20 protein-coding genes and 2 pseudogenes are annotated in these 23,723 nt (G+C 65.8%); 6 read left to right on the top strand and 16 right to left on the bottom strand.

Going from position 1 to position 23,723, the window contains the following annotated elements; all coding sequences use genetic code 11:
* Positions 1-33: 33 nt before the first annotated feature.
* Positions 34-972 carry a LysR family transcriptional regulator gene (locus ACVW16_RS10915; protein ID WP_456699239.1) on the top strand — a complete coding sequence of 313 codons (939 nt, stop codon included), beginning with the start codon at positions 34-36 and terminating at the stop codon, positions 970-972.
* A 19-nt stretch (positions 973-991) separates the two neighbouring features.
* On the opposite strand, the gene uxuA is transcribed toward ACVW16_RS10915, so the two are convergent.
* The 3 genes from uxuA to ACVW16_RS10930 all read right to left on the bottom strand — a co-directional run bounded on the left by uxuA (position 992) and on the right by ACVW16_RS10930 (position 4,116).
* On the bottom strand, positions 992-2,182 hold the full coding sequence (gene uxuA, locus ACVW16_RS10920) for a mannonate dehydratase (protein ID WP_456736124.1): 1,191 nt from the start codon (positions 2,180-2,182) through the stop codon (positions 992-994).
* Between the two features lie 13 nt (positions 2,183-2,195).
* Positions 2,196-3,245, bottom strand: a complete 1,050-nt coding sequence (locus tag ACVW16_RS10925; protein ID WP_456736125.1) for an L-idonate 5-dehydrogenase — start codon at positions 3,243-3,245, stop codon at positions 2,196-2,198.
* Positions 3,246-3,306: 61 nt separating this feature from the next.
* Entirely contained in the window at positions 3,307-4,116 is an 810-nt protein-coding gene (locus tag ACVW16_RS10930) for a FadR/GntR family transcriptional regulator (protein ID WP_456699242.1), read from the bottom strand.
* A gap of 131 nt (positions 4,117-4,247) precedes the next feature.
* Between ACVW16_RS10930 and ACVW16_RS10935 the strand changes: the two genes are divergently transcribed.
* From ACVW16_RS10935 to ACVW16_RS10945, 3 genes are all read left to right on the top strand, one after another.
* Positions 4,248-5,717, top strand: coding sequence for a mannitol dehydrogenase family protein (locus tag ACVW16_RS10935; protein ID WP_456736126.1), 1,470 nt, complete (start codon positions 4,248-4,250; stop codon positions 5,715-5,717).
* Positions 5,718-5,806: 89 nt separating this feature from the next.
* The gene (locus ACVW16_RS10940; RefSeq protein ID WP_092239955.1) at positions 5,807-6,214 is read left to right on the top strand and encodes a nuclear transport factor 2 family protein; all 408 of its coding nucleotides are present in this window, start codon (positions 5,807-5,809) and stop codon (positions 6,212-6,214) included.
* 126 nt (positions 6,215-6,340) lie between these two features.
* Positions 6,341-7,198 carry an SDR family oxidoreductase gene (locus tag ACVW16_RS10945; protein ID WP_456736127.1) on the top strand — a complete coding sequence of 286 codons (858 nt, stop codon included), beginning with the start codon at positions 6,341-6,343 and terminating at the stop codon, positions 7,196-7,198.
* Between the two features lie 41 nt (positions 7,199-7,239).
* On the opposite strand, the pseudogene ACVW16_RS10950 reads toward ACVW16_RS10945, so the two are convergent.
* Both ACVW16_RS10950 and ACVW16_RS10955 read right to left on the bottom strand, forming a co-directional pair.
* A pseudogene (locus ACVW16_RS10950) lies at positions 7,240-7,497 on the bottom strand (dienelactone hydrolase family protein); the annotation flags it as partial.
* Positions 7,498-8,504: 1,007 nt separating this feature from the next.
* The gene (locus tag ACVW16_RS10955; RefSeq protein ID WP_456736128.1) at positions 8,505-9,569 is read right to left on the bottom strand and encodes a ketopantoate reductase family protein; all 1,065 of its coding nucleotides are present in this window, start codon (positions 9,567-9,569) and stop codon (positions 8,505-8,507) included.
* A 358-nt stretch (positions 9,570-9,927) separates the two neighbouring features.
* On the opposite strand from ACVW16_RS10955, the gene ACVW16_RS10960 reads away from it, so the two are divergent.
* Positions 9,928-11,439, top strand: coding sequence for a helicase HerA domain-containing protein (locus tag ACVW16_RS10960; protein ID WP_456736129.1), 1,512 nt, complete (start codon positions 9,928-9,930; stop codon positions 11,437-11,439).
* Between the two features lie 146 nt (positions 11,440-11,585).
* On the opposite strand, the pseudogene ACVW16_RS10965 reads toward ACVW16_RS10960, so the two are convergent.
* From ACVW16_RS10965 to ACVW16_RS11015, 11 genes and pseudogenes are all read right to left on the bottom strand, one after another.
* Positions 11,586-12,254, bottom strand: a pseudogene (locus ACVW16_RS10965) (TonB-dependent receptor plug domain-containing protein); the annotation flags it as partial.
* Positions 12,235-13,251 (bottom strand): HoxN/HupN/NixA family nickel/cobalt transporter, encoded by a 1,017-nt coding sequence (locus ACVW16_RS10970; protein ID WP_456738223.1) that lies wholly within the window; start codon positions 13,249-13,251, stop codon positions 12,235-12,237. The gene ACVW16_RS10970 and the pseudogene ACVW16_RS10965, both read right to left, overlap by 20 nt.
* Before the next feature lie 302 nt (positions 13,252-13,553).
* The gene (locus ACVW16_RS10975; protein WP_456736130.1) at positions 13,554-14,294 is read right to left on the bottom strand and encodes an ABC transporter ATP-binding protein; all 741 of its coding nucleotides are present in this window, start codon (positions 14,292-14,294) and stop codon (positions 13,554-13,556) included.
* Complete coding sequence (locus ACVW16_RS10980; RefSeq protein WP_456699247.1) at positions 14,291-15,139, bottom strand: ABC transporter ATP-binding protein; 849 nt, start codon at positions 15,137-15,139, stop codon at positions 14,291-14,293. Before ACVW16_RS10980 ends, ACVW16_RS10975 begins: the two co-directional genes overlap by 4 nt.
* Positions 15,139-16,962: an ABC transporter permease gene (locus ACVW16_RS10985; protein ID WP_456736131.1), complete on the bottom strand. Its 1,824-nt coding sequence runs from the start codon at positions 16,960-16,962 to the stop codon at positions 15,139-15,141. Before ACVW16_RS10985 ends, ACVW16_RS10980 begins: the two co-directional genes overlap by 1 nt.
* Before the next feature lie 53 nt (positions 16,963-17,015).
* Positions 17,016-18,173 carry an ABC transporter substrate-binding protein gene (locus ACVW16_RS10990; protein WP_456736132.1) on the bottom strand — a complete coding sequence of 386 codons (1,158 nt, stop codon included), beginning with the start codon at positions 18,171-18,173 and terminating at the stop codon, positions 17,016-17,018.
* 33 nt (positions 18,174-18,206) lie between these two features.
* Positions 18,207-18,785 (bottom strand): alkylhydroperoxidase domain protein, encoded by a 579-nt coding sequence (locus tag ACVW16_RS10995; protein WP_456736133.1) that lies wholly within the window; start codon positions 18,783-18,785, stop codon positions 18,207-18,209.
* A gap of 14 nt (positions 18,786-18,799) precedes the next feature.
* A complete protein-coding gene (locus ACVW16_RS11000; RefSeq protein WP_456738224.1) occupies positions 18,800-19,399 on the bottom strand; it encodes a CMD domain protein in 600 nt (199 codons plus the stop codon).
* Between the two features lie 31 nt (positions 19,400-19,430).
* Complete coding sequence (locus tag ACVW16_RS11005) at positions 19,431-20,465, bottom strand: putative FMN-dependent luciferase-like monooxygenase (protein ID WP_456736134.1); 1,035 nt, start codon at positions 20,463-20,465, stop codon at positions 19,431-19,433.
* A gap of 127 nt (positions 20,466-20,592) precedes the next feature.
* Positions 20,593-21,387 (bottom strand): MetQ/NlpA family ABC transporter substrate-binding protein, encoded by a 795-nt coding sequence (locus ACVW16_RS11010; protein WP_456736135.1) that lies wholly within the window; start codon positions 21,385-21,387, stop codon positions 20,593-20,595.
* Positions 21,388-21,548: 161 nt separating this feature from the next.
* A complete protein-coding gene (locus ACVW16_RS11015; protein ID WP_456699254.1) occupies positions 21,549-22,988 on the bottom strand; it encodes an MATE family efflux transporter in 1,440 nt (479 codons plus the stop codon).
* A gap of 153 nt (positions 22,989-23,141) precedes the next feature.
* On the opposite strand from ACVW16_RS11015, the gene ACVW16_RS11020 reads away from it, so the two are divergent.
* A complete protein-coding gene (locus ACVW16_RS11020; protein WP_456736136.1) occupies positions 23,142-23,717 on the top strand; it encodes a TetR/AcrR family transcriptional regulator in 576 nt (191 codons plus the stop codon).
* Positions 23,718-23,723: the final 6 nt, after the last annotated feature.

Consider the following 23,723-nt stretch of genomic DNA (forward strand, 5'->3'; position numbering starts at 1 on the left):
GCCAAATTCTCACGAGCATCATAACATGACGTTATGCCTGAGCTTCGCCGCATGCTGCCCTCCAGCAACGCCCTGTTCGTCTTCGACGCAGCGGCGCGCAATGGCAGCTTCACGGCTGCAGCCGCCGAATTGAACGTGACGCAGCCTGCGGTGAGCCGCATGCTCGGACAATTCGAGGAGCATCTCGGCGTCCGCCTGTTCGACCGCAAGGCTGGCCGCGCGGTGCTCACCGAGGAAGGCGAACTGCTCTATCGCCGCGTGCTCGAAGGCTTTCGCAGCATCGAAACCGGCCTTGTCGAGATCGAGCGGCGCCGCAAGGGCACGGAGACGGTGACGCTGTCGGTCTCCTCCGCCTTCACCACGCACTGGTTGATGCCGCGCATCGACAAGCTCCAGAAGCAATTTCCGCAGGTCGACCTGCGCTTCCAGCTCATTTCAGGCGCGCTGCGCGGGCCGGTGGAGAACGTCGATCTCGGCATGCGCTTTCGCGATCGCGAGGAGCCATCGTCCGGCGGCACGCTGGTGATGAAGGAAGTGATGCTGCCGATGTGCAGCCCTGGATATCTCGGCGAGACCGACCCTGCGGAGGGCAACACGATCATTCGCCTCGCCGAGACGCCTGGCGACTGGGCCGCGGATTACGCGTCGCTGCTCACCGGCCGCCGCGGCGCGGCCAAGGCGCTGAGCTTCACCGACTATGCCGTCGTGGTGCAGGCCGCGCTGCTCGGCCAGGGCATCGCACTCGGCTGGCTGACGGTCGCCTCGCATTGGCTGCTCACCGGCGCGCTGGTGCCGGCCTCCGACCGGCTCACCACCACCCGCCGCGTCTGCGAATTCCTGCCACCGCGCAACCGCCCGATGCGCCCGATCGCCGCCGCGATCCGCGACTGGATCACCGATCAGATGCGAAGCGAGATCGCCGCGATCGACAGGCTCTATCCGAAGCTCGGCGCGATGGCGGCGTGTTATTGAGACAATAGAGCTTCGCGCTCTAGCTATGCTCGATCGCCCGGATCGCGCCTCGCAGTTCGGCGAGGCCGCGGAGCCGGCCGATTGCGGTGTAGCCGGGATTGGTGCGCTTGGTGGCGACGAGATCGTCGAGCATGCGATGGCCATGATCGGGGCGAAATACAATTTCTTTATCCGCTGACCGCCGCGCGTTCTCCTTCAACAGCGCCTTCAATACCGCGACCATATCGACGTCGCCGTCGAGATGATCGGACTCATGGAACGACAGTCCATCCGCCTCGCGCTTGGTTGCGCGCAGATGCGCGAAGGCGATACGGGGACCGAAGCGTTCCGCCATGGCAGGCAGATCGTTCTCGGCGCGCACGCCGAGCGAGCCCGTGCACAGGCAGATGCCGTTGGCTTTTGACGGCACGGCGTCGAACAGCGCCTGGTAGTCCTCAGCCGTGGAAGCGATGCGCGGCAGGCCGAACAGCGGACGCGGCGGATCGTCCGGGTGCAGCGTCAGCGAGACGCCGAGCTGCTCGGCCACCGGCGCCACGCGCGCCAGGAATTCGGCGAGATGCTGCCGCAGGATTCTTGGCGTGATGTCGCGATAGGCGTCCAGCTTGTCGCGGAATTCGGGAATGGTCATCGGCTCGGCGGTCGAGCCCGGCAATGCGCTGGCAATGGCCATGATGAGATAGTCGATATCGGCCTGGCTCATCCGGTCGAACAGCTTTTTGGCACGCGCCTGCTGCGCGGGCGAATAGTCCTGCACGGCGGCCGGGCGCTTCAGGATATGCAGCTCGAACGCCGCAAACCGCTCCTGGTCGAAACGCAGGGCGCGAGCGCCGTTCGGCAGCTCCCATTCGAGATCCGTGCGGCACCAGTCGACCACAGGCATGAAATTGTAGCAGACGATCTTGATGCCTGACGCGGCCACCGCCTCCAGGCTCGCGATCCAAGCATCGATCGACATCGTCGCCTTCCCGCCGAGCCGCTTGACGTCATCGGGGATCGGAATCGATTCCACCACCGACCAGGTCAGTTGCGAGCGGCCGGGCTGGCCGTTCTCGATGAAGTTCTTGCGCTCCTCGACCGCCTTTCGTGTCCAGGCCTCGCCAATCGGCACCTGATGCAGCGCCGAGACGATATCGCTCGCCCCTGCCTGCCTCACGTCGTCGAGCGAGACCGGATCGTCGGGCCCATACCAGCGCCAGCCTTCGCGCATCATTGGCTCTCTCCAATCAATTGGCGGTCAGCACGACCTTGACGCTCTGCGAGCGATCGAGCGCCAGACGCAGCGCGTCCGGTGCCGTCGCGAGCGGTCGCTCGGCGGTGACCAGCGACAGCACATCGACGCTGCCGGCCCCGATCAGTTCCACCGCCGTCATGAATTCGAGCCCGAAGCGGAACGAGCCGCGCAGGTCGATCTCCTTTGCCATCACCGCATTCGACGGCGTAAGAATCTGGCCGCCCGGCAGATTGCCGATCTGCACCACGACGCCGCCGCGCCTGACAATGCCGATCGCGCTGGCGAGACCCGCCGCCGTACCTGAGACCTCGAACGCAACGTCATACGGACGCGACGCGGCCTCGGCCTTCAGACCTTCGTCGCCGCCCGAGACGTTCTCTACGCGGGAAGCGCCGAGCCGGGTTGCGAACGCCAGCGGAGCCGGCGCGATGTCGGCCACCGTGATATCGGACATGCCCGCACGGTGCGCGGCGAGCATGGTCAGAAGCCCGATCGGCCCGGCACCAAAGATGATGCCGCGCTTGCCCTGGATGTTGCCGGCGCGCGCGACCGCGTGCAGGCATACTGCCAGCGGTTCGGCCAAGGCTGCGGCCTGATAAGGGACATGATCCGGAATCCTCACGCACTGCGCCGGGACCGCGTCAAAGTAATTGGCAAAGCCACCCTGCATGTGCGGCGTCTTCGATGCAGAGCCCATGAAGTAGATGTTTTCGCAGAGATTTTGCCGGCCGTCACGGCAGGCGCCGCAATGGCCGCACCAGCGCGACGGGTTGACAGCGACGCGATCGCCGACCTTCAAATTGGCCGCCGAACCGGCGATCTCGACGACCTCGCCCGAGATCTCGTGACCGAGCACCAGCGGCGACTTCACCACGAAATCGCCTGTCCGGGCGTGGCGGAAGTAATGCATGTCCGAGCCACAGATGCCACCGGCACCGAACTTTATGCGCACCATGCCATCCGCGAGCTTGTCGAGCGGGTGCTCGATCATGCGCAGATCTTCGGGACCGAACAGGGTTGCGGCGAGCGAGGTCGAGGTCATTTGGAAAATCCTATTGCGTCTGCAGCTTCGTTCACTCGCCGTAGAGACGAGCGGTCTAATCTCATCGCCGCCGCGCGCTGCCGCTCTTGGCCTGCACGTCGGACGGTCGTTTTGGCTTCGTTGGCTCGGCCCCGGATCGTGCCGCCCGCTTGCGCGCCGCCGGCACTCCTGCTGATGTTTCGGCACCAAAATTCTGCGCAAAGCGCTCCTGCGAATGGGCGAGGTGATCGCGCATGGCATCGCGCGCTGCTTTGGGCTGGCCCGCTGCTATGGCATCGCGCACAGCCCGGTGCTCGTCGAGGGCCGCGCGCCACGTCGTCGGATTTTCGAAATAGCGCGCAAGCTGCGCGAAATAGGGATTGAGACGCTGGTCGAACAGCTCGCCGACCACGCGCACCAACACGGCGTTGCCGACGCATCCGGCGATCGCGACATGGAAGGCGCGGTCGTGGACCATCGACGCTTCACCGGGGTACACGACGTTTTCCATCGCGACGAGCGCTGCGTCGATGCGTGCGATGTCGTCCTTCGTTGCCACGCGTGCGGCCTGCCCGGCGATCGCGCTCTCGAGGAATTCGCGGGCGCGCAACAGCTCGAATGGTCCTTCGATGACGGCGGACGGCGCCGGGGTAGCGTCATCGGAATCCGTGACATAGATGCCGGATCCGACGCGGATGCGGACACGACCCTCGACCTCGAGCGCGATCAGGGCTTCGCGCACTGTCGGCCGCGAGATCTTCAGCTGCTCGGCGAGCTCGCGCTCGGTCGGCAAGCGGCTGCCGACCGCGTATTCGCCGCTGTCGATCAGGCTTCGCAATTGATCGGCGACCTGGCGATAGAGCCGTCTCGCCTCCACAGCTTCCAGCGGCACGCTGGCCTCCCGAAAAGGTCCCACCGGTTGGCGGGTCGCCAATTTTGGAAATTGGTCTGACCAATTGACCGGAGCATTGACCGAGGAGGGCCGCCATGTCAAGCAGCGGCCAAACACAGGGAGAGACGACCATGCGGTTGGACCGCGCCAATCTCGACCGGCTGCCGGCGGCCGTCCGCCGCCCGGCCTATGACCGTTCGCGCGTCACCCCAGGCATCGTGCATCTCGGCCTCGGAGCGTTTCATCGTGCGCATCAGGCCGTCGTCATCGACGATTGTCTTGCCGCGGGCACGACATCCTGGGGCATCGTTGGCGCGAGCCTGCGCAGCCCCGATACGCGGGATGCTCTCGCCCCGCAGGATCATCTCTATACGGTCGCCGTGCGTGCCGCCGAAGGCACCGAGCACCGCATCGTCGGCGCGCTGCTCGACAGCGTGGTCGCGCGCGAGAAGCCGGCCGCGCTGGTCGGGCGGATGGCCGATCCCGCGATCCGCATCGTCTCGCTCACGGTCACCGAAAAGGGCTATTGCCACACGCCGCAGACCGGCGATCTCGACGAGCGGCATCCTGACGTCGTGCACGACCTCAACAATCTCGATGCGCCGCGCTCGGCGCCTGGCTTCATCGTGGCGGCGCTGGCGCGCCGGCGGGCGCTGGGCGTTCAACCGTTCACGGTGCTGTGCTGCGACAATCTCGCCGCGAACGGCCACACCGTGCAGCGGATCGTGACGCAATTCGCCGCGCTCCGCTCCAAGGATCTCGGCAAGTGGATCGCCGATACGGCCACCTTCCCCTGCACCATGGTCGACCGCATCGTGCCTGAGACGCAGGAGACCGACCGCGATGCGGTCACCGCGGCTCTCGGGATGCGTGACGCCTGGCCTGTCATCACCGAGCCATTCACGCAATGGGTGGTCGAGGATCGTTTTGCGGCAGGCCGGCCCGATCTCGCCGCCGCCGGCGTCGCGCTCGTCGCCGACGTCAAGCCGTTCGAAGTGATGAAGCTGCGGCTGCTCAATGCCAGCCATTCGGCGCTCGCCTATCTCGGCTATCTCGCCGGTTACGAGACCATCGCCGATACGATGCAGAATTCGCATTTCGCGCGCCTCGCTGCGCGGGTGATGGAAGATGCCGCAGTGACGCTGACGATGCCCGCCGGCACCGATCTCGCCGCCTATCGCACCTCGCTGCTCGAGCGCTTCGCCAATTCGGCGCTGCGTCATCGCACCTGGCAGATCGCGATGGATGGCTCGCAAAAACTGCCGCAGCGCCTGCTCGGCGCGATGCAGGATCGCCTCGCCAGGAATTTGCCGATCGCGACCCACGCACTCGCGGTGGCCGGCTGGATGCGCTACGTCACCGCAACGGACGAGCAAGGCCGCGCCATCGACGTGCGCGATCCCCTCGCCGCCGAGCTTGCTGGCCTGGCGCGCGAGGCCGGTCCGGTGGCCGAACGGCTCGCGCCGGCATTGCTGGGCGTCACAAAGGTGTTCGGGCCGTTCGGGGCTGAGCCGCGGCTGCGCGAGGCCGTGATCGCGGCGCTCGGCCGGCTTTATGGGCAAGGTGCGCAGCACGCGGTGGAGACGCTGGTTCCGGCGTGATCACAAAGTGGGCAGCAATGCTGCATTGCGTTCAAAGTCGTACAGAAGTCGCGCTTGATTTTTGCCGGCCATTGGCTCACGCGGGAGGCATGGCAAAGGACAGCAAAGTCATCGCCGCGAACGCGGCTTTTTACACCGCCTTCTCGACGGGCGATTTTGACGGCATGAAGCAGATGTGGGCGGATGACGACGCCATTTCCTGCATTCATCCCGGCTGGCCCGCGATCATCGGCCACGCCACCGTGATCGGCAGCTGGCGCGACATCCTGCAAAATCCGGAACGCCCGCAGATCGTCTGCGCCGAGCCGCAGGCGATCGTCGACGGTGACAGCGCCCGCGTGCTCTGCATCGAGATCGTCGACGGCACTGCGCTCGCCGCCGCCAACCACTTTCGCCGTGTCGGCGATGGCTGGAGGCTGGTGCATCACCAGTCGAGCCCGATCGCGCAGATTGTCGAGCAAGCCGAGGACGATAGAGCGAGCCACCGGGTGCACTGATCTGCGGTGAAGACTCCTGACAGGAGTGAGCATCGCCCGAATCGCAATAGCTTTTGTCAAAAATCTCTGACGAGCGAGCGACGCGCTGACAGCGCGGACGGGAGCTCCGACCTGCACGGGAGACGCATGCGGCTCTTCATCCTCGGCCTTGGCTACAGCGCCCGGCATTTCGTCCGCAGGTTCGGCGGCAGCTTCTCGCATGTCGCCGGCACGGTACGCGATCCCGCCGAGCGAGACGACCTGGCCGGCATCGAGCTGCACGGTTTTTCCGGCAGCCGTCCGGCTGATGCGACGGTCGACCGTCTCCGCGAGGCAGATGTCCTTCTGACCTCCATCCCGCCCGGCAGCACCGGCGATCCCGCCCTCGCGGTGCTCGGCGATACGCTCGCGACAAGCCGCCGCAAGATCGTCTATCTCTCCACCATCGGCGTCTACGGCGATCACGCCGGCGGCTGGGTCGACGAGAGCACGCCGCCGCAGTCTTCCCTCGATCGCGCGCGGATGCGCGTCGCAGTGGAGCAGGCCTGGATGGCGACGGCACACGGCGATGTCGCGATCCTCCGTCTTGCCGGCATCTACGGTCCCGGCCGCAACGCGCTGGTAACGCTGCGCAGCGGGACGGCGAGACGCATCATCAAGCCCGGCCAAATCTTCAACCGCATCCATGTCGATGACATCGCAAGCGCGATCATGGCCGCGATCCGGCATCAGGACGGCGGCACCTGGAACGTCTGCGACGACGAACCCGCGCCGCCGCAGGACGTGATCACCTATGCCGCGCAGCTCATGGGCGTGGCGCCGCCCGCTGAAGAGGCCTTTGCAACCGCGGAGATGTCGGCGATGGCGCGCAGCTTCTATGCCAGCAGCGCCCGCGTCTCCAATGCGAGATTGAAGCGCGAGCTTGGTGTCGCGCTCGTCTACCCGACCTATCGGCACGGCCTCGATGCACTGTGGCATGATGGCGAGGCAAAGCTTGCGCCCTGAGACAAAAGGGCGGCCGATGGGCCGCCCTTTGGAATTCTGCATCAGCTCAACACGCCATATTTCCTGAACCAGGCTTGCGCCTGCTTCCAGCCATCCTCCGCAGCGTCCTTGCGGTAGCTGCCGCGATAGTCGGCATGGAAGCCGTGGGGCGCGTCCGGATAGATCTTGAATTCGGCCGTTTTCTTGTTCTGCTCGAGCGCCGCCTTGAGCTGCTCGACCTGCGCCACGGGAATGCCGGTGTCGGCGCCGCCATAGAGGCCAAGCACCGGCGCCTTCATCTCGGGCGCGAGCTGCAGCGGACCCGACGACGTCGGCTGTCACGGTGGTTTCAATGCTCAATGGTCGATCCTTCCTGATGAGTGCCCAATGTCTTGCCCTGATCCTTCAGGCGACGCATTCGCCAATAATTGACAGCGAAACGCAAATCACCAGGGTGCGAGCTTTCGCCACGGTCAGACCTTGCGAGTCCTGGCCGGCGCCCACTCCAGCATCAGGCTCATCGCGAGAAGCCCGACGCATGTCGCGGCCAACTCACCACGAGTTGCCGCCGGCGCGCTGAGGGCCGAGGCATGGCACGCAATGCGTCCCATGGGGGCGTCACGGCAAGCTCCTCCAGTTCGCATCTTGAATCTCAGGCACGCTTACGCGCTCTCGCGGCTCATTTCGCCCGAGCTTTGCCTGGTCACTCCACCCTCTTCGTCCAAGAGGGTGCAGGGAAGACCGGGTGCCGACCTCGCACCCGCGGTCCGCTGCGCGAGATGTAGCGCAGGAAAAGACCGCACAGCAGCATACAGGTGGTGCCGATCACTCGGCCTTCCCTGCGCGATGGGTTGACGGCTTATGCCGTGCTCTCCCGGGAGCCGAATTCCTTCTGGCCTCCCTCGCCCCGCGAATTGGCGATGCACTTCACCCGGTTGGGCTCCTTGCACCTCCGCGACAGGCTTGACCGTAGCGACGACGGCCGGAACCACACGGTTTTGCCGTACGCGCGCTCATCTGATGCCACAGGGTCTCGCGGCAGTGTGCACACGCGCCGCAAGAATGTTGGCGAGACGAACATCACAGCGCCGTTCGTCCGCACGCGGTTTCGGGCTCACAGGGACTACCCGCCCTGCCCGCACCTCTCGTGCCGACGCTGCCGCGTCCACCGCATCCCCGGCCGCAATTCGTGACGACGTACGATCGCCCCTCAAGGATGAGCCCGGGATGGGCGACACATACGCTATTTCCGAATTTCGGTAAAGTGGAATATTTCCGCCGGCGCGGCTTGACAGCCCGCGCCGCTGTTTTGCCCGTCGGGCAGGCGTTACTGCGCGCCCGATCCGCCCTGCACGATTTTCTCGTTCAGCTTCTGGTCGACGATGTCGACGGTACGGTCGATCTCGACATTGGGCGTGCCGAGTTGATGCGAGATCAGCTTCACCAGCAGGTCGACGCGCTCGATGAACGGCGCGCCGCTCGCAACCGCGCGCGCCGCCGACGACGGCTTCAGCAGGCTTTCCGCAGCCTTGGCGTATTTCGCGAACGGCACCTGGTCTTCGGGATCGGCGCCGAGACGGCGGGCGATGGCATCGACATGGTCGTAGATCGTCTGCGAGCGTGCGAGATCGCCGTGCACGGCGTCGCGGATCGACTGCGGATCATTCGGCGTGATACAGCGATAATTGCCGGTGAGCAGCATCGACCATTTCGCCAGCGGCACGAACAGTGACGAGAACACCTTCAGCTTCACCGGCACGTCCTTGCCGTCGAGCGTCACCGCGTCGATGTCGGCCTCCAGCTCGCGCAGCACCTTGTTGTGCGTCTCGTCGGCGAAGGCCGAGGCCTTGAAGTTGGTGGGCAGGCCGACGTGCAGCACGTTCGCCGCGTCCTCCGGCGGACGGAAGGCCTGCGGGTCAGGCGAGCACAACGTCACCAGGCCGGGCTCGAACCGTTCCCACACCTGCGCATTGGTGTAGGCCTCATCGAGATCCATGTCTGATAGCGCCGGGATGCGCTTGAGATAAGGCAGCGGCGGCATGTTCATGATCGACAGGCACGGCAGCTTCGCCGTGGCGATCTTGACCATCAGCATGCGGACGGTGTGGTTGGTGTATTGCGGCTCCTGCATCGCGAGGCCAACCATGTCGTAGCGGGCCAGGTCGACATTCTGCGGGGTCACGGCGTCGAGCTTGCCGGGCAGGTCGCGCGAGAAGATCGCGCGGTGCACCGCCTCGTCGCGCAGCTTGATGCGCACCTCGGTGCCGTCGCGGTTGATCAGCTCCGCGGTCCTGGCGCGGCAGACCAGGGTCACGTTATGCCCGGCCATCAGCAGCTTGGTGCCCAGCAGGGAGCCGTAAGAAGCCCCCAGAATCAGAATGTTGCGTGCCATGTTCGGCCCCCCTCGATATCCGTGAAATTTTTCAGCCCCGGCCATCGTCCGCAGGTGCGTTGCAGCATGTACGGCAGACGGGGGGAGGATGACAACTGGGATAATGCATACAAAGACGCGCCCGATATTCCATCACATGGACAGAGTCGGCGCAGCGGCCTTGCATTGAATGCGGTTTAACCGAAATTCAGATCGATCGCGCACCGCGCCTTCAGTCCGGTCCGCACTTCTAGGGCCTTCAAATCCCAAGTAAAATTCCGCCGTGGGCAACGCGGGGGGTTCCTGCGTGTTTCGCTCGACGCATCCCGATCCGATTGATAAGCCCCTTGCCGCTGATGATGGGGCTTGAGTCGGGGACATGACGGTTGCGATCGAGATGGGGCTGACCACGGCGGGCGCCGGGGCGGCCATGGACCTCGAGGAACTCCTGGCGACCCGTCTCCTGGTGCAGGGCAATTCCGGCTCCGGCAAGTCGCATCTGCTCAGGCGCCTGCTGGAGCAGAGCGCGCCCTGGGTGCAGCAGGCCATCATCGACCCCGAAGGTGATTTCGTTACGCTGGCTGATCGCTTTGGGCATCTCGTGATCGCCGCCGAGGATCATACCGAGCGCGGCCTTCAGGTTGCCGGCGAGCGCGCCCGGCTGCATCGGGTCTCCACCGTGCTCAATCTCGAAGGGCTGGATGCCGAGAACCAGATGCGGCGCGCGGCAGCCTTCCTCGGCGGCCTGTTCGACGTCGAACGCGAACATTGGTACCCGATGTTGGTGGTCGTCGACGAGGCGCAGCTGTTCGCGCCGGCCGTTGCGGGCGAAGTCTCAGACGAGGCGCGCAAGCTCTCGCTCGGCGCCATGACCAATCTGATGTGTCGCGGCCGCAAGCGCGGACTTGCCGGCATCATCGCGACGCAACGTCTGGCCAAGCTCGCCAAGAACGTCGCGGCCGAGGCCTCGAACTTCCTGATGGGCCGCACCTTCCTCGACATCGACATGGCGCGTGCCGCCGATCTGCTCGGCATGGAACGGCGGCAGGCGGAAGCCTTTCGCGATCTCGAACGCGGGCAGTTCATGGCGCTGGGACCTGCGCTGTCGCGCCGCCCGCTGCGGCTGAACATCGGCCCGACCGAAACCAGCCCGCGCAATTCGACGCCGCGGCTGATGCCGCTGCCGGAGGCGACGCTTGAAGATGCACGCGCGGTGATCCTGGCCGCGCCGCCGCCGGATGCCAGCCGGCCGCAGCGCCGGCCCGCGCCCGACCTGCTCGAACAGCTTCGCGCGGCGAAGGCGGCAGCGCCTGAGACCAGCCCCGAATTGGTCGATATCCCCGTCAGTGCCGAGGAACTCGCGGAGCGGCGCGAGCGCGTGGATCGCACGTTGCGCGCCGTGCTGGCCGCGCCCGATGCCGGTTTCCGCGCCATCGGCGTGCTCTATCAGGAATTCGTGGTCCGCTGCCGCATCGAAGGTCTCGGTGCGTCCGTGCCCGACTTGAGCGAATTCCGCCGCATGCTGACGCATGCGCGCGCCGGGCTCGGCGCAGAGATCGCCGAGGACGATGCCTGGCAGGAAGTGACGCTGCGCGCCTCGATCCTGCCCGACGACATGCAGGGTGTGTTCATGATGATCGCGCGCGCCGCGAAGGAAGGCTGGCCCTGCCCCGGCGATGCCGCGATCGCCCGCGCTTACGGCTCGCATTCGCTGCGAAGAGCCCAGCGCCTGCTCGGCTACATGGAGGAGCAGGGCCTGATCGTGGTCCAACTCGACGGCGGCGGGCGCCGATTCGTCACGCTGGTGGAATTGGCCTGGGCCACTGCGCCTGGTGATCCCAATGGCGACGATCAGCCGGCGGAGCAGGTGGCGGGCGCTGCGTCGGCCTGATCGTATAACCACGAAGAAGATGCGCTCCCTCTCCCGCTTGCGGGAGAATTAAGGAGACCGCGGCACTACATTTAGAACGCCCCAGCCACGGTGAGCCGAAACGTCAGTGGCTCGACCGGGTGCAGCACGTAGTCCATCACGCCATTGCCGAGCAGGCGGCGATAGCCAAAGCTGCCGACCGTCAACTGCGCAAGGCCCCTTTCGGTCCGGTCGATCAGGCCGATATGGATGCTGCCGACCGAGGCGAAATCGCCTTCGTCAGCGAAGTATGGCCCCTTGCGCACGTCCATCGCGCCGATGGTTTCCGGGATCAGCCAGTTCAGATCGGCATAGCCCTGGCCATGCGCGTGGGTACGCATGTTGACGGGGACGCCGTCGACGGTGATGGCGAGATCGGTGCCATGATCGAGATTATAGCCGCGCAGAAAATACTGGTTGGCTTTGCCTTCGCCGGAATGCTGGGTGGCGATCAGCCCCGGCACGGCTTCGAGCGCCTCACCCGGACGCGCAAATGCGCGCGCGTTGAGCTCCTCGCCGGAGATTGTGAGTTCGCTCGCCATGCTCGGCGCGCCCGTTGGGCCGGAGGCAACGCCAACCGCCGCTGGTGGCGGCTGCATGACGACAGGGCGCGGCGCCGCAGCCGGCCTCATCGTGCGTCGCGAAGGCGACGGCTTCTTTCGATGCGGCGCCTCGCCGCCGATCACCTCAATCGGCGGTAACTCGCTCTGCGGGAAGGCCTTGCCGGCATAGGTGACAAGAACGACAGCCGGGAGCGCCGCGAGAACGACGCGGCGCTCAGGCCGCCTCGGTCGCATCGAGACCATCGGCGCCTCGCGCATCCGCAAACATGCGGCGGTAGAGCACGCTCGACACGAGCCAGGCGATTCCGAACAGCGCGATCACAGCGAAGCCGACGTTCGCGAGCGATTCGTTGAGGCCATTGACCAGCGCCCACACGCCACCCGAGAGACCCAGCCGATCGGCGATCAGGCCAAGCGCCTCGATGCCGCCGATGAGCAGCGCGACCGCCACGGAGGCGCCTGTTATGGTGAGGTTGTACCAGAGCTTGCGCATGGGATCGACGAAGGCCCAGCGATAGGCGCTGACCATCAGTGCGGAGTCGGCCGTATCGATCAACGCCATGCCTGATGTGAACAGCGCGGGGAAGACCAGGATATCGGCAAGAGATGCGCCGCGCGCGGCTTCGGTAGCGGAGATGCTGAGCAGGCCGATCTCCGTCGCGGTGTCGAAACCGAGCCCGAACAAGAGGCCGAGCGGAAACATGTGCCAGGGTTTCGTCACCAGGCGGAACATCGGCCCGAGCAGCCGTGCGAGAAGGCCGCGATGGGCGAGCAGCGCCTCCAACCCCGCAGCGTCATGAACGCCCTGCTCCCGCGCCGTGCGAAACGTCCGCCACAGGCCGGCGAAGATCGCGAGGTTGATGGCGGCGATCACCAGCAAAAACAGCGCCGACACCGAGGTGCCGATCAGGCTGCCGATATCCTTCAGCAGGCTGTCGCCGCCAAGGCCGACGACGCCGAGCGCGAGCAGCATGGTTGCAACCACCACGACAGTGGAATGGCCGAGCGCGAAATAGAGGCCGACGCTGCGCGGCGCATCGCCTGATTGCATCAGCTTGCGCACGACATTGTCGATCGCCGCGATGTGGTCGGCGTCGACGGCGTGGCGCAGCCCGAACACCCAGGCGAGCAGCGCGGTCGCCATCACCGCTGGCCGGTCGCCGAACGCCGCAAAAGCCCAGGCCCATGCGGCGATGTTGACCACGACAAGCCCGCCGAACAGCAGCACCATTCTGGGCTCGGCCGCCCGCACAGACACAGACCATCTCGTCACGACACGTATTCCCGCCGCACGCCTTCATTCCGCCAATGGTATGATCTTTTCAGAAATTTATCACACTGACCAGCCCCGGCTGCCACGCGATCACCGCATATGCGGATTTGCGGGAGGCCGTCATGCCCGGGCTTGTCCCGGGCATCCACGCCGTTGGCGCAGCAAACACAGGCGTGGGTGGCCGGGACCTAGGCGAGCGGAAGCGACGCCGTCCTTCGGACGGCTATGCCCGGCCATGGCGATGTGGGCAGCAGTGCCCTTTACGCCGCCTCGGAGCCGCCGAGATAGGCATCGCGCACGCGGGGATCGTCCTTCAGCGCCCGCGCTGCGCCCGAGAGCACGATCTTGCCGGTCTGGAGCACATAGGCCTCGTGGGCGATCTCGAGCGCGAGGCTGGCGTTCTGCTCGACCATGAAGACCGAGACGCCCTCCTGGTTGATGGTGCGGATCAGCTCGAGCACGCGGTCGACATAGAGCGGCGACAGGCCCATGGTCGGTTCGTCCATCACGATCAGGCTGGGACGGCTCATCAGTGCCCGCGCCATCGCGACCATCTGCTGCTCGCCGCCGGACAAGGAGCCCGCGCGCTGCGACAGCCGCTGGCCGAGCCTTGGAAACAGCGTCAGCATCCTGTCGAGATCCCGCGCCACCGCATCGCGGTCGTTGCGCACGAAAGCGCCCATCAGGATGTTTTCGCGCACGCTCATGTCCGCGAACAGCCGCCGCGCCTCCGGCACCGAGGCGATGCCGCGGCGGACGATCTGCGGCGTGGTCAGCCCGATCAGCGAGGCGCCGTCGAACGTCACCTCGCCCGAGCGCGGCTTCACCAGGCCCAGAATGATCTTCATCGTCGTCGACTTGCCGCTGGCATTGCCGCCGAGCAGGCACACGATGTGGCCGCGGCCGACCGTGATCGACAGGTCGAAATGCACCTGCGCCTGGCCATAGAACGTGTTGACGTTGGACAACACCAGCAGAGGTTCGGGTGCGCTCGTCGTCATGCCGCGCTCTCCTGCTCTGCCCCGCCTGACAGGCCGTGGCCGAGATAGGCTTCGATCACCTTGGGATCATTACGCACCTGTTCGCCCGGCCCTTCCGCGATCTTCCGGCCCTCGTCCATGACGATGACGCGGTCGGACAGGCGCATCACCATCTCCAGCTTGTGCTCGATCAGGAGAATGGTCAGCCCTTCCGCTTTCAATTCGGCGACAAGCGCCTGCATCTCCGCGGTCTCGCTCGGGTTCATGCCGGCGGTCGGCTCGTCCAACAGCAACAGGCGCGGCTTCAGCGCCAGCGCGCGCGCAATCTCGACGCGGCGGCGGTTGGCGTAGGAGAGGCTGTAGGCGGGCTGATCGATCCGCGGCAGCAGCCGCTCGCCGAAGCGCGCGAGAATGGCTTTGACCTCTTCGCGTAGCCGCTCTTCCTCTGCCTTGACGCCGGCTGGCCGCAGCAGCGCCAGTCCCAACTCGAGCAGCGGTCCGATGACAGGCACCGCGGGCTTCACCGCACGCAAGCGCGTATGGGCGCCGATCAGGACATTGTCCATGACGCTGAGATTGCCGAAGACACGGCCGAGCTGGAACGTGCGCGCGATGCCCCGCGCGGCGAGCCGTTCGGGCGAGAGACCCGTGATGTCCTGTCCTTCAAAGTTGACAGTGCCTGCATCCGGCCGGTCGAGCCCGGTGACGAGATTGAACAGCGTCGTCTTGCCGGCACCGTTCGGGCCGATGATGCTGACGAGCCCGCCCTTGGCGAGATCGAGATCGATATTGTCGACCGCCGTCAGGCCGCCGAAGCGGCGCGTGAGCTCGCGCAGGGACAACAGTGGTTCGGTCGCCTCCGCCATCAGATCGTCCCCAACAGGCCCTGCGGCCTGAACCGCACGAGCAGCAAGAGGACGATGCCGTAGATCAGGATGCGGTACTCGGCCGCGATCCGGAAGATCTCGGGCAGGCCGACCAGCGCCACCGCGCCGACGATGGCGCCGACGACATTGCCGAGGCCGCCGAGGATCACGACGGTCAGCGCGAGGATCGATTGCTGCGTGTTGAAGGTCTCATGGTTGATGTAGGAATAGAGATGCGCGGCGATGCCACCGCTGACGCCCGCGGCAAACCCGCCGAAGATGAAGGCCAGCGATTTGTAGCGATTCAGGCTGATCCCATAGGCGCGCGCGGCAATGTCGTCATCGCGGATGGCGCGAAAGCTGCGGCCGAGATGCGAGCCGAGCAGGCGCGCCTGGAGCAGCGCCAGCACGACCATCACCGCAAAGGCGAACCAATATACCGAGGCCGGGCTGATCAGATCGTAGCCGAACAGCGACAGCGGCGGGATACCGGAAATGCCGATGGGCCCGCGCGTGACGCTCTCCCAGTTCAGGATCACCAGAGACACGATCTCGCCGATGGCGAGCGTCGCGATCGAGACGTAGTGCCCGCGCAGGCGGAACGAGGGCGAGATCAGCAGCGTGCCGAGCGCGGCACTCATCAGGCCGCCGGCGATGATGGCGAGACCGACGGGAACGTTCAAGGTCAGCGACAGCAGCGCAGACGTATAGGCGCCGATCGCAAGCAGCGCGGCGTGGCCAAGCGAGACCTGCCCGATCGTGCCGGCGACGAGCGTGAGGCTCAGCGCGAGCATGCCGAGCAGCCAGGCATTGATCAGCGTCTGCAGCACGTAGAAGGACACCGGCAGCAGTGGCAGGCTCGCGAACAAGGCGACCGCGACAGCCACGCCCCAGCGCGGAATTCGCACCGGCCGGCTCGGCGCGATGAAGGTGCCGGTCAGCGGCTCCGGCGGCGCCTGTCGCGCGCTGGCGAACAGGCCGTTCGGGCGCAGCACGAGAACGAGGACGAGCAGCAAGAAGGCGAACAGGTTTCGGTAACTGGTACCGAACACGGCGACGCCGTAGCTCTCGACCAGTCCCAGCAACAGGCTTCCGACCACCGCGCCCGGCACGTTGCCGGCGCCGCCAACGACCTCGGCGACGACGCCCTTCAGCGTCGCCTGCAGGCTCATCGCGGTGTCGATCTGGTTGTAGTACATGCCGACCAAGAGGCCCGAGACGCCGCCGAGCGCAGCCGCAATGCCGAACACCGTCTGGTTGACGCGGTTGACGTCGACGCCCATCTGCATCGCCGCGTCGCGGTCCTGCGAGGCCGCACGCACCGCCCAGCCGAGCTTGGTATGGCGCAGGAACACGAACAGCAGCAGCGCGCTGGAGATGCCGACGCCCGCGATCAGGAGATCAAGGGGGCCGATGGTGCCGCCGCCGACCTGGAAGCGGACATCCGGCAACTGGCTCGGCAACGCGCGCGGATTGGGCGAGAAGGTCAGCATGACCAGCTGGTCGAGCACGAAGCTGATGCCGATCGTCGCCAGCAGCGGCGCGATCCGGACCGAGTTCTGCAGCGGGCGTAGACCAAACCGCTCGATGATCAGCCCGACCAGCGCCGCCACGAGCGCGACGAAGATGATGGTGAGCGGCAGTGGGGTGTGCAGCTGCACCACCGCGACCCAGCCGATATAGGCGCCGACGAGATAGATCGAGCCCTGGGCGAAGTTGATCAGCCGGCTGACGCCGAAGATCAGCGCGAGCCCGACCGCAACGAGGGCGTAGACGTTACCGACGATCAGCCCGTTGATGGTGTAGTCGAGCCAGGAAGACACGCAGGGTTCCTAATGAAGGGAGAAAGGCCGAGGCCGGCGCCCCGGCCATCATGTCAGGTCGGCTTGCCGTCCCAAAGGGCGAACTGACCCTTGCGCACGACGAGCTCGGCATTCATCGCGCCGTTGATGCGACGGGTCGCGACGTTGAACGTCGCGCTGCCGAAGATCACGCTGGGGACGTCCTTGACCTTGGCGAAGGCATCGCGGATCGCCTTGCGGTCGGTGCCGCCGATCCTCACCACGGCGGCTGCCATGTTCATGGCGTCATACGCGTAGGCGTTGAAGGCATCCGGCTCGAGCCCGTTGTACTTCTTCTTGAAGCCGGCGATGAATTTCTGCACCTCGGGCCGGGGGTCCTCCGGGAAGTAGCGCGTGCCGACATGGACGTCCTCGACAGCTTCGCCGCCCAGCTCCAAAAATTTCGGCGAGTAGACCGAACTTGCGGCGCAGATCACCTGCTTCAGCCCGACCTGCCGGGCCTGGCGCGCGATCAGGGCACCATCGGAATAATAGGAGATCAGGATCAGACCATCCGGGTTGGCATCGCGCACGCGCACCAGCGTGGAGCGGAAGTCGCGCTCCTCGGCGATATAGCCCTCGGTGATGACGATCTCCGCGCCATATTCCTTGGCGGCGTTGTTGAAATAGTCGCGGCTGGTGCGGCCCCAATCGGTGTTGAGATGCAGCACCGCAAGTCTCTTCAGCCCCAGCTTCTTCACCGCATAGCGCGCCAACAGCGGCTGCTCGTCGGCCTGGCTGACCGACGTGCTCCACATGAAATCGCCGCCCTTGGTGAAGTCAGGATGCGAATTGGTGAAGCCGAACTGCACGAGACCGCCGCGCTGATAGATCGGCGAGGCCGCCATCGAAGCGGGGCTGGAGAAGTCGCCGAGCTCCATGACGATCTTGGGATCGGACACGAATTTCTGGGCGATCGCCACCGACTGGCGCGGATCGCTTTGGCTGTCCTCGAACTGATAGGCGAGCTTGCGGCCGTTGATGCCGCCGGCGGCCTGGATCTCGTCGAGCGCGAGATCGAAGCCCTGCTTCCATTGCGTGCCATATTGCGCGTTCGGCCCCGTGAGAGGACCGCTGACGCCGAGCAGGATGGGATCGGTGCTGTCGGCGAAGGCAGCGCGCGAGAGCGCTGTTCCTGCGACTGCGGCGGCGAGCGAGCCCTTGACCAGGGTTCGACGATTGATGTTGCTCATGCACGGCTCCATCCACTCAGGTGTTGAAACAGATTACTTCGAAGGCTCGCCGAGCGACAGCATCAGCCGGTTGGCCCAGTTGAAGAACGAGGCGCCGTTGATGACGTCGACGATCTCGGCGTCGTCGAGGCCGACGCTGCGCAGCTCCGCGATATTGTCGGGGCCGAAGGCGATCGGCGTCGACGCCAGCGCCACCGAAGCCTTGACCACGGCGTTCCAGCGCCCGCCGAGATCGGCATTGACGCCTTCGTCGAGCAGCTTCTGAACGTCATCGCGGCGCTTGGAATAGGTGCTGGCGAAGCGCGCATGCACCGAGGCGCAATAGATGCAGCCGTTGTAGCGCGAGGTCGCAGCCGCTGCGAGCTCGCGCTCGGCGCGCGGCAGGCCGTCCGCGACGTTGTAGAAAATGTCCTTGTCGGTCTTGGTACGGGCTTCCAGCACCTCGGGGTCCCGCACCAGCAGGCGGAAATATTCCGACTTGGCGCGGGCGCGATCGACCAGGCCAGCATAATGCCGCTCGGTGAGATCTGCCTCGGGCAGCGGCTCGATCCAGGAGACCCAACCGAGCTCATCCTGGGTGAAGACGACGGGCGGATGGACGGTGGCGCTCATGATGCAGCCTCCCCTTATGCGTTCGCGGCCGCGAGCGTGCGCAGGCCGCTGACGACCCGCACCTGGAACGACAGGAACGCGACGAGTTGCGAGAAGGTGACGATGCCGGTGTTCGACCAGCCGGCGGCCAACAGCGCCTTCATGTCAGTAGAGGCCGCGTCGCGCGGCCGAAACACCAGCAGGTGCGCGTGCTCGAGCGCCGCGGTGAGCCTGTTGCCGAGAACGGACTTGCCCGCCGCGCTCACGCGATAAATCAGACCAGCCGTGTTCTCGACCGACAGCGGGCCGGCCGGATACGAGCCATAGGGACCCGACGTCTTGCCCCGCGCGATCTCGGCGTCAACGGCATCGAGCAGGGCCGCTCCCCCCGTGCTCGTCGCAAGCTTGTCGCGATAGAAGGTCGCAACGGGAGATTCGCCATGCAGCCCGGCCACGAAAGCTGCGACCGCCGCGCGTTCGAGCAGCGAAAAGTCGCCGGCATCGATCGGCTCGAACAGCGAGAGATAGCTCTTCTGCGCGTTCTCGCGCGCTTGCAGGCGCTTGGCGCGGATGGCGTCCAGCGCCGATCCCGGTTGGATGCCGGCCAGTTTGTCGATGATATCAGTCGTCACCATCATTCAGCCTCGTGCAATTCCCTCAATCCTGCTAGCCAGCCAGCGCCACGTCGGGCGCGGTGCGGGCCCAGCCCAATGCCGGCGCGACCTTTTCTGCGACCAGCTCGATCGAGCGCAGGACGTAGGGATGCGGCGCATCGACCGAATGGACCTGGAACACCAGATCAGTCACCCGCTCCAGCGTCGCATCCGTGCGCAGCGAGGCAATGACCTCGTCGGCGCCGCCGACATGGGTGTCGAACGCTGTGATCATCTCCTCCAGCGTCTCGCCGGGAGCAAGGTGGCCGCTCTTCATGAACTGCGGCAATGCGCGCCGCAGGCCGATATCCGCAAGCCGCATCGCCTCGCGATGCTCATCGGCGACGAACACGCTGCGCGAGGCCATGATGCGCGGCTCGGCGCCCCTTGGCAGCGCGGCGAGATAGGCGTCGATGATCGGGTTCTGGATCTCGGCGAGCGTGGCCGTCGGCGCGTCCTTGGCCCGCGGCTGGGTGCGCGACAGCAGCAGGCCGTCGCCGGCCTTGCCGGCGCGCGCGCCGCCCGCCACCGAGAATGTCGCCTGCCAGATGCGCTTGTCCAGTTGCGGCCGCTGCGGATAGAGCGTGTCGCCGCCGTCGAGCTGCTTGCCGGTCAGCGCCCTGCGGACGACCTCCAGATTGCGCGCAAATATCTCGTTGCGCTCGGTGCCGTCGAGGCCGAACGCGGCAAAGGCCGACGGATTGCCGCCGGTTCCGACGCCGAGCTCGAACCGCCCGTTGCAGAGCAGATCCAGCACCGCGGCGTCCTCCGCCACCCGCACCGCGCTCTCCAGCGGCAAGGTGACGATGCCGGTGCCCAGGCGGATGCGCGAGGTTTGGGCTGCGACATAGCCGAGGAAAGTGAAAGGCGACGGCAGTCCGCCCTCCCGCTCGTGAAAATGGTGCTGCGCGATCCACGCGGAATCGAGGCCGGCCTTCTCGGCGCGGACGATCTGCTCGGCAGCGAAGCGATAGCGTTCCGCCGGGGGGGCTTCATCGAGAAGCCGCGTGAAAAATCCCAGGCGTTTCAAGTTTGCAAAACGTTTCATACGACCCCTGTCGGGCGAGGATGGTCCTCGATGATGTCGGTTGCTGAGGCGTAAGACAAGCGGGCAATGCGCAGGGCTGCCCGCCGCGACGGCGCCTCCGCGCCGGACCCCCGCTGGGCAGAACTGCCTACCAGCTCGGCAGCACGGCGCCCTTGAACTTGGCGAGGACGAACTCCTTCACCTCGGGCGTATGGTAGCTGTCAACCAGGATCTTGACCCAAGGCTTGTCCTTGTCGGCGCTGCGCACCGCGATCAGGTTGACATAGGGACCCTTGGGGTCCTCGCGCAGGATCGGGTCCTTGACCGGATCGAGGCCCGCCTGGGTTGCATAATTGGTGTTGATCGCGGCCGCGTCGACGTCGTCGAGCGCGCGCGGGGCCTGGGCCGCGTCGACCTCGATGAACTTCAGCTTCCTGGGATTCTCGATGATATCGAGCACCGTCGGCTTGAAGCCCACCCCGTCCTTCAGCTTGATCACGCCGTTGTCGCGCAGCAACAGCAGCACGCGGCCGCCATTGGTCGGATCGTTGGGGATCGAGATCTTGCCGCCGTCGGGAATATCGGCGAAGGCCTTGTGCTTCTTCGAATAGACGCCGATCGGGAAGTTCACGGTGAGGCCGACCGACTCGATCTTGTAGCCGCGATCAGCCTTCTGGTTGTCGAGATAGGGCTGGTTCTGGAACGAATTGGCCTGGATGTCGCCGGCATCGAGCGCGGCGTTCGGCACCACATAGTCGGAGAATTCGATGAGCTGGATGTCGAGGCCCTGCTGGGCCGCGATCGGCTTCACCGCCTCGAAGATCTGCGCATGCGGCCCGGGCGTCACGCCGATCTTGATGGTCTCGGCGGAGCTTGCTGCCGACCATGCGGCAAGCGCGGTTGCGATGATCAGGGCGGAACGAAACGACATCCTGGTCTCCATGACTCAAAAGACTGAGCGGAACCGTATTCGCTTCTCCGCCGGGCGAAATCAATGAAATGAAAATCCATATTGACCGGCCAGGACGGGCAACGCTTCTCCGTTCGCCGCCAAACAGGAAACGAACGCAGATTGCGGCAGGTGCAGACCGTCCGCAAGCCCTGCTAGGCGCGCGGCTCGGCGCGCCATGTCGACGGCGAAACCATGATCAGCACGCAGATCACGGCGGAAGCCGCGAGCGACACCGTGACCATGGCGGCAAGCCCTGTCATTCCTGCGCCGAAATACGCGACCGCAATCCAGCCGCCGCCGGCCGCGATCAGGATGCGCGCGACCCCGGACGCGAGCGGGCCCATCGCCCGACCCGCACCCTGCGCGGCGAACGAGGTGACGAAGCCAAAGCCCAGCGCCGCATAGGCCGGTGCCACGATGCGCAAGTACGTCATGCCCTCGTTGACGACGTCGGCGTCGCCGCTAAAGAGATGCAGCCACGCCGTTGGAAAAATCGCGACCAGGAGGCCGATGGACCCCGTCATGATCATGCCGGCGGCGCCGCTGATCCAGCCGATCCTTTGGGCCCGCGCGGTCTGGCCTGCGCCCATGTTGACGCCGACCATGGTCAGCGTCGCCGTGCTGATGCCGAACAGCAGCGGGATCATGATGTAGTCGAGCCGCGAGGCGATGCCGTAGCCGGCGAGTGCCGAGGTGCCGAACAGGCCGACCGCACCGGTGACGAGGATGACGGTGAGATTGGTCAATACGGCGTTGAACGCGGTCGGGATACCGACCTTGAGCATGTCGCCGAAAATTTTTGCGCGCAAGGGCACGATGTGCAGCCGCAAGCCGGATGCACCCGAGGACATGTAGCGCAGCAGGAACAGCATCGCCGCGCCATAATAGAGGCCGAAGGCGAGGCCGGCGCCGGCAATGCCGAGGCTTGGAATGGGCCCGAAACCGAAGATCAGCAGCGGCGAGACGGGAATCGTCACGATCGCGCCGATCAGGGTGACCAGCGCAGGCACCTTGACGTTGCCCGAGCCGCGCAACGCCGCCGCCTGGAGATTGACGATCCACGCCGGAATGGCTCCGGCGAAGAGATTGTCGGAATAGGCAATGGCGGCGTCGAGCGCGCCGTCGCGGCCGCCGAGCAGGCGAAAGAGCGCCGGGCCCCCGAGGTTAGCCCCCAGCGTGAACAGCGCGCCCGCGATGATCGCGAGCACGATGGCGTGGAACAAAGCGGCGTCGGCATCGTCGCGGCGGCCGGCGCCGACCGCACGCGCCACCGACGAGGCGACGCCGGAGCCGAATCCGCCATTCGACATCATCGTCATCAGCATGAAGATCGGGAACACCATCGCGGCGCCGGCCAGCGCATCGGTGCCGAGATAGCCGACATAATAGGCCTCCGCGATATTGACCGCGGTCTGCGCCACCAGGACCGTCACCGTCGGCAGCGCCAACTTGAGCAACGTCGGAAGGATGGGCGCGGTCAGTAGCGCGGTGCGACGCTGATCGGCAGTCGCGGCCGCCGGGCGAGGCGCGGCCAGCTGGCGCGCCGGGGCCTCCAGCGCGGACAAGGGCGGGGCGGCGTCTTCGACTGACATTGCCATATTCCTTGTTTGGCTTCCGGGGCCGCCGCCGATCCGACGACCATTGCATTATGCCCATAATGTATTATTATGATCGTAATGCAATAGCAAATCGCTCACGATCCCGTGGCCGCCGTCGAGGCTGACCATGGGAGGGGATCGAGGCCCATGCGCTACGACAAGGGACACAAGGACGAGACCCGCCGGCACATCCTCGATGTCGCCTCAACGCAGTTTCGCGAGAGTGGCATTGCCGCGGTCGGCCTCGCCGGCATCATGGCGGAGGCGGGCCTTACCAATGGCGCCTTCTACTCGCACTTCGCCTCGAAGGAGGAGCTGGTGCGGGAGGTGCTGATCGACGCGCTCACCCGGCGTGAGGAGCGGCACAGGGACAATCTGGAGAACGGCGTGGCGCTCGAGACCACGATCCGCGAGTATCTTTCGACGCGGCACCGCGACCGCGCCGGCACGGGCTGCCCGACCGCGGCGCTGGCCGCCGAGATCGCACGGCATCCGAAGGCAACGCGTGATGCCTTCACCGGAAAGGTCGCCGACATCATCGTGCTGATGGCGGAGCAGATCAGGCAGGGCTCGCCGGAACAGCGGCGGCGCAAGGCCATCACGATCTATGCGACCATGGTCGGTGCGCTGCAATTGGCTCGCGCCGTCAACGACAAGCCGCTGTCCGACGAGATCCTGGAGAATGCGGTGGAGGCAGCAGTTGCGACGGCGAACGCGCGTTGAGGCGTC

The organism is Bradyrhizobium sp. USDA 4474, from assembly GCF_054057515.1.

Coding starts and splice junctions, on each gene's coding strand:
- ACVW16_RS11010 (WP_456736135.1), bottom strand. CDS start 21,387: ATGGAGACCAGGATGTCGTTTCGTTCCGCCCTGATCATCGCAACCGCG.
- ACVW16_RS11005 (WP_456736134.1), bottom strand. CDS start 20,465: ATGAAACGTTTTGCAAACTTGAAACGCCTGGGATTTTTCACGCGGCTT.
- ACVW16_RS10960 (WP_456736129.1), top strand. CDS start 9,928: ATGACGGTTGCGATCGAGATGGGGCTGACCACGGCGGGCGCCGGGGCG.
- ACVW16_RS10980 (WP_456699247.1), bottom strand. CDS start 15,139: ATGGCGGAGGCGACCGAACCACTGTTGTCCCTGCGCGAGCTCACGCGC.
- ACVW16_RS11015 (WP_456699254.1), bottom strand. CDS start 22,988: ATGTCAGTCGAAGACGCCGCCCCGCCCTTGTCCGCGCTGGAGGCCCCG.
- ACVW16_RS11020 (WP_456736136.1), top strand. CDS start 23,142: ATGCGCTACGACAAGGGACACAAGGACGAGACCCGCCGGCACATCCTC.
- ACVW16_RS10995 (WP_456736133.1), bottom strand. CDS start 18,785: ATGAGCGCCACCGTCCATCCGCCCGTCGTCTTCACCCAGGATGAGCTC.
- ACVW16_RS10970 (WP_456738223.1), bottom strand. CDS start 13,251: ATGGTGCTGCTGTTCGGCGGGCTTGTCGTGGTCAACATCGCCGCATGG.
- ACVW16_RS11000 (WP_456738224.1), bottom strand. CDS start 19,399: ATGGTGACGACTGATATCATCGACAAACTGGCCGGCATCCAACCGGGA.
- ACVW16_RS10975 (WP_456736130.1), bottom strand. CDS start 14,294: ATGACGACGAGCGCACCCGAACCTCTGCTGGTGTTGTCCAACGTCAAC.
- ACVW16_RS10935 (WP_456736126.1), top strand. CDS start 4,248: ATGCGGTTGGACCGCGCCAATCTCGACCGGCTGCCGGCGGCCGTCCGC.
- ACVW16_RS10955 (WP_456736128.1), bottom strand. CDS start 9,569: ATGGCACGCAACATTCTGATTCTGGGGGCTTCTTACGGCTCCCTGCTG.
- ACVW16_RS10940 (WP_092239955.1), top strand. CDS start 5,807: ATGGCAAAGGACAGCAAAGTCATCGCCGCGAACGCGGCTTTTTACACC.
- ACVW16_RS10915 (WP_456699239.1), top strand. CDS start 34: ATGCCTGAGCTTCGCCGCATGCTGCCCTCCAGCAACGCCCTGTTCGTC.
- uxuA (WP_456736124.1), bottom strand. CDS start 2,182: ATGATGCGCGAAGGCTGGCGCTGGTATGGGCCCGACGATCCGGTCTCG.
- ACVW16_RS10925 (WP_456736125.1), bottom strand. CDS start 3,245: ATGACCTCGACCTCGCTCGCCGCAACCCTGTTCGGTCCCGAAGATCTG.
- ACVW16_RS10990 (WP_456736132.1), bottom strand. CDS start 18,173: ATGAGCAACATCAATCGTCGAACCCTGGTCAAGGGCTCGCTCGCCGCC.
- ACVW16_RS10945 (WP_456736127.1), top strand. CDS start 6,341: ATGCGGCTCTTCATCCTCGGCCTTGGCTACAGCGCCCGGCATTTCGTC.